This is a genomic window from Streptomyces sp. AC555_RSS877, from assembly GCF_019049245.1.
Lineage (GTDB): Bacteria > Actinomycetota > Actinomycetes > Streptomycetales > Streptomycetaceae > Streptomyces.
This window is the reverse complement of record NZ_JAGMUK010000007.1, coordinates 53,961-65,949: the sequence shown is the minus strand read 5'-3', so window position 1 is coordinate 65,949 and position 11,989 is coordinate 53,961. Positions and strand designations below refer to the sequence as shown.

Genomic DNA, 11,989 nt, shown 5'->3' with positions numbered 1-11,989 from the left:
TCACGTCTGGTTCAGGCCAAGGAAGTTGCTCCAGCCGCACGGCCCTTGACTTCGCAAGGCCCCCGCGCGACATTCCCGTCCCGCACCTCTTTCCATCGTTCCCGGCGGGCTGGAGCAGCCATGACCACGAGCGCGGACCCTGAGAGACGACGCACCGGACCGACCGGCGGCCCTTCCCGAAGACACCTGCTCGCCGGTGCCGCCGGTGCCGGCCTCGCCGTCGCGGCCGGCGTCCAGCAAGGCGCCCGTGCGGCCGACCTGCCGCTCCTGGGTACCTACGACGTCGTCGTCATCGGGTCCGGCGCCGCCGGGATGACCGCCGCGCTGACGGCCGCCAAGCGGGGGCTGAGCTGTGTCGTGGTCGAGAAGGCGGACACCTTCGGAGGGTCGGCCGCCCGCTCCGGCGCCGGGGTCTGGATTCCCAACAACCCCGTGATCCTCGCCGCCGGCGTGCCCGACACCCCCGCCAAGGCCGCCGCCTACCTGGCCGCCGTCGTCGGGGCCGACGTCCCCGCCGACCGGCAGCGGGCCTTCCTCGCCCACGGGCCCGCCATGCTCTCCTTCGTCATGGCCAACAGCCCGCTGCGGTTCCGCTGGATGGAGGGGTACAGCGACTACTACCCCGAGCTCCCCGGCGGCCTCCCGAACGGTCGCTCCATCGAGCCCGACCAGCTCGACGGCAACCTCCTCGGCGCCGAACTCGCCCGCCTCAACCCGCCGTACCTCCAGGTCCCGGCCGGCATGGTCGTCTTCAGCGCCGACTACAAGTGGCTCGCCCTGGCCGCGGTGAACGCGAAGGGCGTCGCCGTCGCCGCCGAGTGCCTGGCCCGGGGCACGAAGGCCGCGGCGCTGGGGCAGAAGCCGCTCACCATGGGCCAGTCGCTGGCGGCGGGGCTGCGCCTCGGACTCCGGACCGCCGGCGTGCCGGTCCGGCTCGGCACCCCGCTCACCGAGCTGTACGTCGAGGGCGGGGCGGTCACGGGCGCCGTGGTCACGCGGGGCGGCACCCCGGGGCTGCTCCGCGCCCGGCGCGGGGTCGTCGTCGGATCCGGCGGATTCGAGCACAACGCGGCGATGCGGGTGCAGTACCAGCAGCAGCCGATCGGCACGGACTGGACCGTCGGCGCGAAGGAGAACACCGGGGACGGAATCCGGGCGGGCCACCGCCTAGGAGCCGACCTCGCCCTCATGGACGACGCCTGGTGGGGTCCGGCCATCCCGCTCCCCGGCCAGCCGTACTTCTGCCTCGCCGAACGCACCCTCCCCGGCGGCCTGCTGGTCAACGCGGCGGGGCGTCGGTTCGTCAACGAGGCCGCGCCCTACAGCGACGTCGTCCACACCATGTACGAGCGCCACCCCACCGACCCCGACATCCCGGCCTGGCTGATCACCGACCAGAACTACCGCAACCGGTACCTCTTCAAGGACGTGGCTCCGACCTTCCCGTTCCCGGACGACTGGTACAGCTCGGGCGCGGCCCACAAGGCCTGGACCCTGGACGCCCTGGCGACCGCCATCGGCGTCCCCGCGGCCGCCCTGCGCGCCACCGTCGACCGCTTCAACTCCCTCGCGGTGAAGGGCGACGACCCCGACTTCGGGCGCGGCGACAGCGCCTACGACCACTACTACACGGACCCCGCCGTCCTCCCCGACTCCTGCCTCGCGCCCCTGTGGCTGCCCCCGTACCACGCCTTCAAGATCGTCCCCGGCGACCTCGGCACCAAGGGCGGCCTGCGCACCGACGCCCGGGCCCGCGTCCTGCGCCCCGACGGCTCGGTCATCCCCGGCCTGTACGCCGCCGGGAACGCCAGCGCCGCCGTGATGGGGCACAGCTACGCGGGCGCGGGCTCGACGATCGGTCCGGCGATGACCTTCGGGTACATCGCGGCACTGGACCTCGCGGGCGCGCTCTAGCCGGCGGCCCGCGGCGGCTTCCGGGCGATCAGGGCCGCCTGCGGGGTCGGCTCCCCGAGCGTGTCGTCCGGCTCGCGCACCGTCCGTGAGACAAGGGCGAAGCCGGCCGCCGACAGCAGCTCGGCGACGGCCTCCGGCCGCCTGCGCTGGAAGCCCAGCGACACCTGGTGGCCGAAGGGGCGGTCGTGGTACCGGGGCTCGTCGCCGACCTGGAAGGCGACGAGCAGGTGGCCGCCGGGTGCCAGCACGCGGTGGAACTCGGCGAAGAGGCCGGGCAGCCGGTCCACAGGGGTGTGGATGGACGAGTACCAGGACAGGACCCCGGCGAGCGCCCCGTCGGCGAGTTCCAGCTCCAGCATCGAGCCCTGCTGGAAACGCAGGCCGGGGTGCTCCCGGCGGGCGATCGCCAGCATCGACTCCGACAGGTCGAGCCCGAACACGGGCAGGCCGAGCGAGGCCAGGTACGCGGTCACCTCCCCGGGCCCGCAGCCCAGGTCCGCCACCTCGCCGTCGGCTCCGCCCGCGGTGACGAGTTCGGCGAACCCGGCGAGCACGGCCCGGTCCAAGGGCCTCTTCGCGAGCGCGTCCAGGAACCGGGCGGCGTAGTCCTCGGCCACGGTGTCGTAGAAGGTGCGGGTGGCGGTCAGGAAATCGGCTTCGGTCATGGGCGGGGACCCTAGCGGCAGCCACTGACAACCGACCCGACCGCCGGCCGGGCCCCTCTCACGGCCCGCGACCCGGCCCCACTCCTGCCGCCGCCGCTCCGGGCAAAGGCAGGAGCCCCGTCGCCTTGCGGCGCGGGGCTCCTTGGGTACTACGGTCGATTCCGGATCAGAGCTTTGGGCTCATGAACTCAGACAGGGGTGACGTTCTCCGCCTGCGGGCCCTTCGGGCCCTGGGTCACGTCGAAGGAAACCTGCTGGTTCTCCTCCAGCGAGCGGAAGCCGCTCGCGTTGATCGCGGAGTAGTGGACGAAGACGTCGGGGCCGCCGCCTTCTTGGGCGATGAAGCCAAAGCCCTTTTCGGCGTTGAACCACTTCACGGTTCCGGTAGCCATAAGCCCTCCTTGGGCCCAAAGGGTCGCCCTGCTCCAGAACCCTGCAAGTGTGAAAACAAAAATGCCGCACAACTGCATACGTCTGAAAACGACTAGAGCCCGCGGTCACATGCTCCGCAGGCTCTGTACTGCAAGGGAAACCAAACTGCAACTTGCGGCGAGCCTAGCATGCAGGCAGCCGAATGCAATAGAGGTCAAGATCACGTCACCCGGACGTTTGAAAGAGCCGTCTCGGGCTTGACAGATCCGAGTCCGACCCTGAGCCCTGCACGCTACCCCATGGGGGCTAGTCTCGCGATGTGGACATTTCTCGCACCCGGCCGCGCGTCGGCCACATCCAGTTCCTCAACTGCCTGCCCCTGTACTGGGGGCTCGCGAGAACCGGCACGCTCCTCGACTTCGAGCTGACCAAGGACACCCCGGAGAAGCTCAGCGAGCAGCTGGTGCGGGGAGACCTCGACATCGGGCCCATCACGCTGGTCGAGTTCCTGAAGAACGCCGACGACCTGGTCGCCTTCCCGGACATCGCGGTGGGCTGCGACGGGCCGGTGATGTCCTGCGTGATCGTCTCGAAGGTCCCGCTCGACGAGCTGGACGGCGCCCGGGTCGCCCTCGGCTCGACCTCGCGCACCTCCGTACGCCTGGCCCAGCTCCTCCTGTCGGACCGTTACGGCGTGCGGCCCGACTACTACACCTGCCCGCCCGACCTGAGCCTGATGATGCAGGAGGCCGAGGCGGCCGTACTCATCGGGGACGCGGCGCTGCGGGCGAACCTGCTCGACGGGCCCAGGTTCGGGCTCGAAGTGCACGACCTCGGTGCGCTGTGGAAGGAGTGGACGGGGCTGCCGTTCGTCTTCGCGGTGTGGGCGGCCCGCCGGGACTACGTGGAGCGCGAGCCGGCCATCACCCGCAAGGTGCACGAGGCCTTCCTCGCCTCCCGCAACCTCTCCCTGGAGGAGGTCGGCAAGGTCGCCGAGCAGGCGGCCCGCTGGGAGGCCTTCGACGAACAGGTCCTGGAGCGCTACTTCACGACCCTCGACTTCCGCTTCGGCGACCCGCAGCTCGCGGCGGTCGCCGAGTTCGCCCGCCGGGTGGGTCCGACGACCGGTTTCCCCGCGGACGTGAAGGTCGACCTGCTCCAGCCATGAGGCGCGGCGGCCTTCAGGGCTACGCTGCCCAGGACGTGAGGCGTACGGGGGAGGAGTGACGCCATGCAGCCGCTCGGAGTCGACGAACCCACGGTCGTGGGGCCCTACCGGCTGCTCGGCCGGCTCGGCTCCGGCGGCATGGGGCGGGTCTACCTCGGCCGCAGCGCCGGTGGCCGCACGGTCGCGGTGAAGATCGTGCACCCGCACTTCGCCCTGGACGAGGAGTTCCGCGCCCGCTTCCGCCGCGAGGTCGACGCGGCGCGCCGGGTCGGCGGCGCCTGGACCGCGCCGGTCCTGGACGCGGACCCGCACGCCGCCGTGCCGTGGGTGGCGACCGCCTACGCGGCGGGGCCGTCGTTGTCGGCGGCGGTCGCGGACGGGGGCGCGCTGCCCGCGCGTTCGGTACGGGCGCTGGGAGCGGGACTCGCGGAGGCGCTCACGGCGGTGCACGAACTGGGGCTGGTGCACCGGGACGTGAAGCCGTCGAACGTGCTGCTCACGCTGGACGGACCGCTGCTGATCGACTTCGGTATCGCGCGGGCCACGGACGGTACGGCCTCCCTGACCTCCAGCGGCGTCTCGATCGGCTCACCCGGGTACATGTCGCCCGAGCAGATCCTGGGCAACGGGGCGACCGGAGCGGCGGACGTCTTCTCGCTGGGCGCGGTGCTGGCGTACGCGGCGACCGGGGAGGCGCCCTTCCGCGGCGACTCCTCGGCGGCCCTGCTCTACCGGGTCGTCCACGAGCCGCCCGAAATAGGCTCGCTGGACGACGACTTGCGGCCGCTCGTGGAGGCCTGCCTGGCCAAGGAGCCGCAGGAGCGGCCGACGCCCGCGGAAGTGGCCCGGAAGCTGGCACCCGAGGGCGCGGCGCGACTGGTCGCGGGCGGGTGGCTGCCGGGGGCGCTGGTCGAGCAGGTCAGCCGGGGGGCCGTACGGCTGCTGAACCTGGAGACGGCACAGGAGGTGACGTCCGGGCCAGTGGAGTTCAGCCGGACCTCGGAGGCGGCGCCGGCGTTGGGGGAGTTCGGCCCACCACCGGTCATGGCTCCGAGCCCGACTGCGACTCCGGCTTCGACTCCGGCTGCGGCTTCGGCCGCGGAGGAGACGCCCGCGCCGCCCGTCCCCGGGCCCCGGGACCCGCACGAGCATCAGCCGCAGGACGCGGCACCCTCCGACCGCGGTCCCGGCAGGCTCTCCGTGTCCCTGTCCGCCACGGCGGCCCCCGCGGCCACCGGCCGAGGGCGCCGGCTCAGCTGCACGGTGGCCCTCGCTGTCGCGGGCGCGCTGGCGGCGGTGACGGTCGGCTCGGTGCTGGTGTTCGACCTGTTGCCGGACGACAACAGCCCCAGCGCCGCCGGGGACTCCGACAGCGCCCACTCCTCGGCACCGAGCACGAGCGCGGACAGCGACGCGGCCGCGGTACCGGTGAAGTACGTCGGTACCTGGGAGGGACAGGCCGCCGCGCTCGGCGGCACGCTTCCCATGGGGACCTTCCGGCTGACCGTCGGGAAGGCCCAGGTGGGCGAGAAGCTGGGCACGCTGCGGCACACGGATGTGCTCGGCGGTGTCTGCGACGACGTACTGACTCTGAAGAGGGTGACGAACCGGCAGGTCGTGGCGACCGCCGTCGGCGCCGAGTCGAACCGGGGCGTGTGCAGCCAGGCCGCCCACACGGTCCGGATCACGCCGGTCGGCGACGACCTGCGGTACGACTCGGACAGCGAGGACTCGGGGCGGCCGCAGGCACGGCTGTCGAAGGTCGAGCGGGGATGACCGGTCTGTCCGGCCCAGTCGGTCTGTCCGGCCTGTTGATCGCCGTCGCCGCGGTGTGGGGCGCGGTGACGGGGGCGCTGGTGCCCCGCGCCGCCTACCGGTTCTCGGTGCCCCCGGAGGAGGCCTGGCGGCAGCGGTGTCCCGGCGGGCATCCGATCCGCGGGTGGCTCGGGCGGGCGCGGTGCGGGGAGTGCGCGGGCGGGGCCGTCGTGGTGGCGGCGGGCGACGGGACGGTCGTGACGAGGCGGTCCGCGCAGGGGAGGTACGGCCCCCGCGCGCCCGTCCTCGCTCTCGTCACCGCCCTCCTCTGCGCCGGCCTCGCCGCCGCCACCGACACCCGGCCCGAGATCGCCGTCTGGCTGCTGCTCGCGCCCGTGGGGGTGCTGTTGGCCGTCGTCGACCTCCGGGTGCAGCGGCTGCCCGACGTGCTGACGCTGCCGCTCGCCGGCGCGGCCCTGGTACTGCTCGGACTGGTCGCGCTGGTGCCGGAGCACGCCGGGAGCTGGCCGTCCGCCGCGCTCGGCGCGCTCGCGCTCGGCGCCGGATACCTCGTGCTGTGGCTGGCCAACCCCGGTGGCATGGGCTTCGGCGATGTGAAACTCGCGCTCGGGACGGGGGCCCTGCTCGGGTGGTACGGCTGGGGGACCGTGCTGCTCGGTACCCTCGCCGGGTTCCTGTCGGGGGCGCTGTACGGCGGTGCGCTCGTGGTGGCGCGGCGGGCCGGGCGCAGGACGGCGATCCCGTTCGGGCCGTTCCTGATCGCGGGCGCGTACCTGGGACTGCTGACGGGCGCGTACGCGGCCTGAAGTCCGGCGCCGAAAAGGGCTGGCGTAGGCTGGTTCGGACCGTCCTCACCCCTTACGAAAGGGACGCCCCCGGTGACCGAGAAGGCCGACCTTCAGTCCGTCCTCGACCGTGCCGCCGAAGGTGGGCGCATCACCCCCGAGGAGGCGCTCCTCCTTTACCGCGACGCCCCGCTGCACGCGCTGGGCGCCGCCGCCGACGCCGTACGGCGGCGCAGGTACGCGGGGACCGAGCACATCGCGACGTACATCATCGAGCGCAACATCAACTACACCAACGTGTGCGTCACGGCGTGCAAGTTCTGCGCCTTCTACGCGCCCCCCAAGGACGCGGCCAAGGGCTGGACCCGCGACCTGGACGACATCCTGCGCCGGTGCGCGGAGACCGTCGAGCTCGGCGGGACGCAGATCATGTTCCAGGGCGGTCACCACCCGGACTACGGCGTCGAGTACTACGAGGAGCACTTCTCCGCCATCAAGCAGGCCTTCCCGCAGCTGGTCATCCACAGCCTGGGGGCGAGCGAGGTCGAGCACATGGCCCGGATCTCCAAGGTGAGTGTGGAGGAGGCCATCACGCGTATCCACGCGGCCGGTCTCGACTCCTTCGCCGGTGCCGGCGCCGAGTTGCTGCCCGAGCGTCCCCGCAAGGCGATCGCCCCGCTGAAGGAGTCCGGCGAGCGCTGGCTGGAGATCATGGAGACCGCGCACGGGCTGGGTGTGGAGTCCACCTCCACCATGCTGATGGGGACCGGCGAGACCAACGCCGAACGCATCGAGCACCTGCGGATGATCCGTGACGTACAGGACCGGACGGGCGGCTTCCGCGCTTTCATCCCGTACACCTACCAGCCCGAGAACAACCACCTGAAGGGCCGCACGCAGGCCACGCTCTTCGAGTACCTGCGGATGATCGCCATCGCGCGGCTGTTCATGGACAACATCGCCCACATCCAGGGCTCGTGGCTGACCACCGGCAAGGAGGTCGGCCAACTGTCGCTGCACTACGGGGCGGACGACCTCGGCTCGATCATGCTGGAGGAGAACGTCGTCTCCTCCGCCGGCGCCAGGCACCGCTCCAACCGGATGGAGATCATCGACCTCATCCGCAAGGCGGGACGGGTCCCGGCCCAGCGCGCGACGACGTACGAGCACCTCGTCGTCCACGACGACCCGGCGAACGACCCCGTCGACGAGCGCGTCATGTCCCACATCTCCTCCACGGCGATCGCGGGCGGCACGGCTCATCCGGAGCTGAAGCTGCTCGCGTCCAACTAGGGCCCCGATGCTGACGATCCACACCGCCGGTCTTCTGGTCCCCGGGGACCGGCGGCCCGCCGTGCCCGACGGCGCGGTGCTGGTGGACGGCCGGGTGATCGCGGCCGTCGGCCCGTACGAGGAACTGGTGGCGGCTCGTCCGACCGCCCGGGTGCGGCGCTGGCCGGGTCTGCTGACGCCGGGTCTGCTGAATCCTCACGGGCCCGAACTGCTGGAGCTGGCCTACCATCCGGATCCGCGCGAGGCCGACGAGCTGGGCACCGAGCCGCTGACCGGGGACGCGCTCGCGGCGGTCGTCGAGAGCGGCGCCCTGACCGACGCCCGCCGGGGCGCGAGCGCGCGACGCGGGGTGCAGCGCATGCTCGCGCACGGGACCGTCGCGGTGGCGGGGGACCTGTGGCGGCCGGCGGTGGCCGACGCCGTGCACCGGGCGGGGTTGCGCGTCGAACAGCGCTTCGGGTCACCGACCGGTCCGCCTTCGCTCGACCCGCTGGCCGGGCGGAAACTCGCGGAGGCGATCCTCACCCCGTTGGCACCGCACTCCGGGGCGGACGCGACCTTCGCCGTCTTCGACGTCCCGGACGAGGCCGCGCTCACCGAACGCGGAGCGGTGACATGCGTGGCGACGGTCGTCGGCGGACGCCTGGTGCACCGGCGCCGATAGCGCCCCGCTCAGTCACTCAGCCGCCGCGTCCGTTCCGTTCCGCTCGGCCACCTCAGCCCGCGAACGCCTTGGCGAACGCTCCCGAACTCTGCTCCACCCCACTGCAGTCGGTCAACGCGTCGTTCCGCGAGGCGTTGTCGTCCTCGCACCGCTGGTCCCGGAACGTCGACCACATCGACACCCACGCGATCCCCTTCTCCTCCGCGAACGACCGCACCTGGGCGGCGTCGGAGAGCGTGAACGTCTCGTTGGCCACGTCGTTCACGCCGATCATCGACGTCAGCGCCATGCCCTGCCAGGCGGCCGCGTCCGCGAGCCCGAACACGTCCTTGAGCTGGCCATGGGCGGCCCTCGCGGAGGTGAGCGCGTAGTCGTCCATGTCGCCGCCGTACGACTCGCCGTAGTTCATCGTCATCAGGTTGACGGTGGAGACCTGCACGTCGTGCTCGTTGGCCGACTCCAGGAGGGCGAGGCTGTCGTCGTCGAGGCCGGAGGGCATGACCGGGAGCGTGAAGGAGACCTGGAGGCCGGTGCGTTCCTCCTGCAACGCCGCGATCGCCTCGGAGCGCAGGGCGACCGAGTCGGCGTCGGTGAGTTCGTCGCCCTCGATGTCGAAGTCGGCCTGGGCCGAGCCGGCCGCGTCCAGCGCCTTGCCGTACGCCTCCGCCAGCTCGGACGCGCTGTCGCAGGTCGCCGCCAGTTCCTCGCCGGAGGCGCCGCCGAAGGAGACGCGGACCGTGGCACCGTCCTTCTTGAGCTGCGCGATCCGGTCCGTCACCGCCGAGTCGGCGATGGCCTCCGTCCCGTTCCACTTCGGCGTGCAGTCGCCGCCCCCGGAGATCACGAAAGCCAGGTTGTACGTCGTCGGGGAGCCCGCCGCGTCGTTGCCGGACGCGGTCGTGGCGCTCACGTAGGGGGCGTACGCGGTGCTCGGCGCGGTCTCCTCGGCAAGGGAGGCGCTCGACTGCTCCGGTGCGGCGGGCGCCGCGTCGGAGGTGTCGTCGGATCCCGCGGAGCACCCCGCGGTGGCCAGGGCAAACAGGCAGGTGAGCCCGGCCGCCGGCTTCAGGAAACTCCGCATCGAGTTGGCTCCCGCTCTTGTGACGTCCTGTCCCAGGCCGGAAACAAAGCGCGTTTCCGGAATGGAAATGTCTCACACGCACCGAGCTTCGGGCGGACACGAGTCGCACAGGCGCTTCACGGGCAGAGGCGGTCAAAAGGTGCTTGACGGGCGGGTAATCCGGGCATTCAACTCCTTCGCTCCGCTCTCGGTTACGCAGCCTTTCCGGGAATCTCTCAGGGAAAGGACAGGTTCCGCGTTTCTCATGGTTCTCTCACAAGCACGTCCGAGTTAGGACGCATAAAGGCTCCCTAATATCCGGGTAATGCATTCCGAGCCTGCCCTCGACAACCGCGCCGCTGTCGCCCCTGCCGACGCTGTGCACGGTCGCCGCCGCAAACGCGGCAACGGGTCCGAAGAGGGGCCCGTGTTCGTCGATCGCGGCGTTCGTCCTGGTGTGCGGATGGGTGGAGGACGTGGCGGCGAAGAGGAAACCACGCCTGCTCCCCTGAGCGGGCATGCGGGGACGTACTGCAACAATGGCCCCCGTGACCCGCGCCTCCCTGAACAAGCAGCCGCACGAAGTCGCCTCGATGTTCGACGACGTGGCGGAACGGTACGACCTGACGAACGACGTGCTCTCGCTCGGCCAGGACCGGGTGTGGCGCAGAGAGGTCGCCAAGGCCGTCGACGCCCGGCCCGCGCAGAAGGTCCTCGACCTGGCCGCCGGTACGGCCACGTCCTCGCTGCCCTTCGCCCGCACCGGCGCGTACGTCGTCCCCTGCGACTTCTCCCTCGGCATGCTCCAGGTCGGCAAGCGCAAGCACACCTGGCTGCCGTTCACCGCGGGCGACGCGACGAGGCTGCCCTTCAAGGACGACACCTTCGACGCCGTCACCATCTCCTTCGGGCTGCGCAACGTGCAGGACACCGACTCGGCGCTGCGCGAGATGTACCGGGTGACCAAGCCCGGCGGCCGGGTCGTGATCTGCGAGTTCTCGCACCCGACCTGGGCGCCCTTCCGGACCGTGTACACCGAGTACCTGATGCGTGCCCTGCCGCCGGTCGCGCGCGCGGTGTCGTCCAACCCGGACGCGTACGTCTACCTCGCCGAGTCCATCCGCGCCTGGCCCGACCAGCCCGCGCTGGCCGAGCGCCTGCAGAAGGCCGGCTGGTCGACGGTGGCCTGGCGGAACCTGAGCGGCGGGATCGTGGCGCTGCACCGGGGATTCAAGGCGAGCGGTCAGTAGGGCGAGCCGAACCCGGCCACGGCGAAGGGATCTCCCGGCTCGTCGAGTTCGCGCTCCATACCGCCGCCGCCCGGGCGCGGTACGCGGGGCTCGTGCACGCCCGCACCGCCGCCGCCCTCACCCTCGCCGAAGTCGAACCACACGGTGACCACGGCACCGTGCGGCACCGCGGCACCGGGTGGCGGGTACTGCCGTACGACGTACTCCACGACCGTGCGGCGGAAGTCGGGCCGGTCGGGGGCGGCGAGCAGTACGCCGCCCGTCTCGGCCGCCTCGCGCGCGTCGACGGCCATCAGACCGACCAGTTTCGGCACCCGCACCTCGGGCGAATTGGGTGGTATACGCAAGATGTCACCCCCAGCGGTACTGGCAGGGTAACCCCGGCCGGGTAGCGTCCGGAAGCGTCAAGTGTCTTTCTGTGACAGTCGATTACTGTCGGTTATCTCTGCTCGTCTCCGCTTGGCTCCGGCTGTTCTCCGGCTGTCTCCAGGTCGAGCCGGTAGCAGTGCCCTTCCCGCTCCGACGTCGGTGTCCGGAAGACCTCGGCGAGGCGCATGCCCAGCCGCCGGGTGACCGCGACGGACCGGGTGTTGCGTGCGTCGACCATGGCGACCACGCTCGGCACGCCCGCCGCCCGCAGCCGTTCCAGCGTGATGCGCGCGGCCGCGGTGGCGTAACCCCGGCCCCACTGCTCGCGCCCGAGCCGCCAGCCGATCTCGATCTCGCCCGTAGGCCCCCAGGTCCGCTCCCACGGCTGGGCGCCCGTGAAGCCGATGACCAGCCCGGACTCGTCGAGCATGGTCCACAGGCAGTACCCGCGCTCGGCGTCGTGCCGGCGCTGGCGGGCGGTGAGCTCTTCGTAGACGGACAGCTCCGCCGCTTTGCCGCCCTGGAACTCCATGACGTCCGGGTGGGCGAAGGTCCGGTGCCAGGCGACGGCGTCCTCGTCGGTGGGGACACGCAGCCGTACTACGGGCAGAGCTCGGTTCACTGGGCAGCCCTTCAGCCGGGTGATCAATTCTGCTGAATAGACTGCCCATGT

General features: G+C 71.7%; 12 protein-coding genes. 7 read left to right on the top strand and 5 right to left on the bottom strand.

All coding sequences use genetic code 11. The features are described 5' to 3' along the window. Positions 1 to 120 precede the first annotated feature (120 nt). A complete protein-coding gene (gene kstD, locus KUM49_RS04150; RefSeq protein WP_217235294.1) occupies positions 121 to 1,914 on the top strand; it encodes a 3-oxosteroid 1-dehydrogenase in 1,794 nt (597 codons plus the stop codon). Here the strand turns inward: kstD and KUM49_RS04145 are convergent. Both KUM49_RS04145 and KUM49_RS04140 read right to left on the bottom strand, forming a co-directional pair. Beyond that, positions 1,911 to 2,579: a class I SAM-dependent methyltransferase gene (locus KUM49_RS04145; protein ID WP_217235293.1), complete on the bottom strand. Its 669-nt coding sequence runs from the start codon at positions 2,577 to 2,579 to the stop codon at positions 1,911 to 1,913. The genes kstD and KUM49_RS04145 overlap by 4 nt on opposite strands. Positions 2,580 to 2,767: 188 nt before the next feature. Further along, positions 2,768 to 2,971, bottom strand: coding sequence for a cold-shock protein (locus KUM49_RS04140; protein ID WP_003992177.1), 204 nt, complete (start codon positions 2,969 to 2,971; stop codon positions 2,768 to 2,770). Positions 2,972 to 3,270: 299 nt separating this feature from the next. On the opposite strand from KUM49_RS04140, the gene KUM49_RS04135 reads away from it, so the two are divergent. From KUM49_RS04135 to KUM49_RS04115, 5 genes are all read left to right on the top strand, one after another. Then, the gene (locus tag KUM49_RS04135; protein ID WP_217235292.1) at positions 3,271 to 4,119 is read left to right on the top strand and encodes a menaquinone biosynthetic enzyme MqnA/MqnD family protein; all 849 of its coding nucleotides are present in this window, start codon (positions 3,271 to 3,273) and stop codon (positions 4,117 to 4,119) included. 63 nt (positions 4,120 to 4,182) lie between these two features. Further along, positions 4,183 to 5,895 (top strand): serine/threonine-protein kinase, encoded by a 1,713-nt coding sequence (locus KUM49_RS04130; RefSeq protein WP_217235291.1) that lies wholly within the window; start codon positions 4,183 to 4,185, stop codon positions 5,893 to 5,895. Then, a complete protein-coding gene (locus tag KUM49_RS04125) occupies positions 5,892 to 6,701 on the top strand; it encodes an A24 family peptidase (protein ID WP_217235290.1) in 810 nt (269 codons plus the stop codon). The genes KUM49_RS04130 and KUM49_RS04125 overlap by 4 nt, the downstream gene beginning before the upstream one ends. 72 nt (positions 6,702 to 6,773) lie before the next feature. Then, positions 6,774 to 7,973: a cyclic dehypoxanthinyl futalosine synthase gene (mqnC, locus tag KUM49_RS04120; protein ID WP_217235289.1), complete on the top strand. Its 1,200-nt coding sequence runs from the start codon at positions 6,774 to 6,776 to the stop codon at positions 7,971 to 7,973. Positions 7,974 to 7,980: 7 nt separating this feature from the next. Beyond that, positions 7,981 to 8,637 (top strand): hypothetical protein, encoded by a 657-nt coding sequence (locus KUM49_RS04115; protein ID WP_217235288.1) that lies wholly within the window; start codon positions 7,981 to 7,983, stop codon positions 8,635 to 8,637. A gap of 52 nt (positions 8,638 to 8,689) precedes the next feature. On the opposite strand, the gene KUM49_RS04110 is transcribed toward KUM49_RS04115, so the two are convergent. After that, the gene (locus tag KUM49_RS04110; RefSeq protein WP_217235287.1) at positions 8,690 to 9,718 is read right to left on the bottom strand and encodes a chitinase; all 1,029 of its coding nucleotides are present in this window, start codon (positions 9,716 to 9,718) and stop codon (positions 8,690 to 8,692) included. Between the two features lie 527 nt (positions 9,719 to 10,245). Here KUM49_RS04110 and KUM49_RS04105 point away from each other — a divergent pair. Continuing rightward, a complete protein-coding gene (locus tag KUM49_RS04105; RefSeq protein ID WP_217235286.1) occupies positions 10,246 to 10,947 on the top strand; it encodes a demethylmenaquinone methyltransferase in 702 nt (233 codons plus the stop codon). On the opposite strand, the gene KUM49_RS04100 is transcribed toward KUM49_RS04105, so the two are convergent. Then, the gene (locus tag KUM49_RS04100; protein WP_254400720.1) at positions 10,941 to 11,240 is read right to left on the bottom strand and encodes a PASTA domain-containing protein; all 300 of its coding nucleotides are present in this window, start codon (positions 11,238 to 11,240) and stop codon (positions 10,941 to 10,943) included. The genes KUM49_RS04105 and KUM49_RS04100 overlap by 7 nt on opposite strands. Positions 11,241 to 11,386: 146 nt before the next feature. After that, complete coding sequence (locus KUM49_RS04095) at positions 11,387 to 11,965, bottom strand: GNAT family N-acetyltransferase (protein ID WP_217235284.1); 579 nt, start codon at positions 11,963 to 11,965, stop codon at positions 11,387 to 11,389. Positions 11,966 to 11,989: the final 24 nt, after the last annotated feature.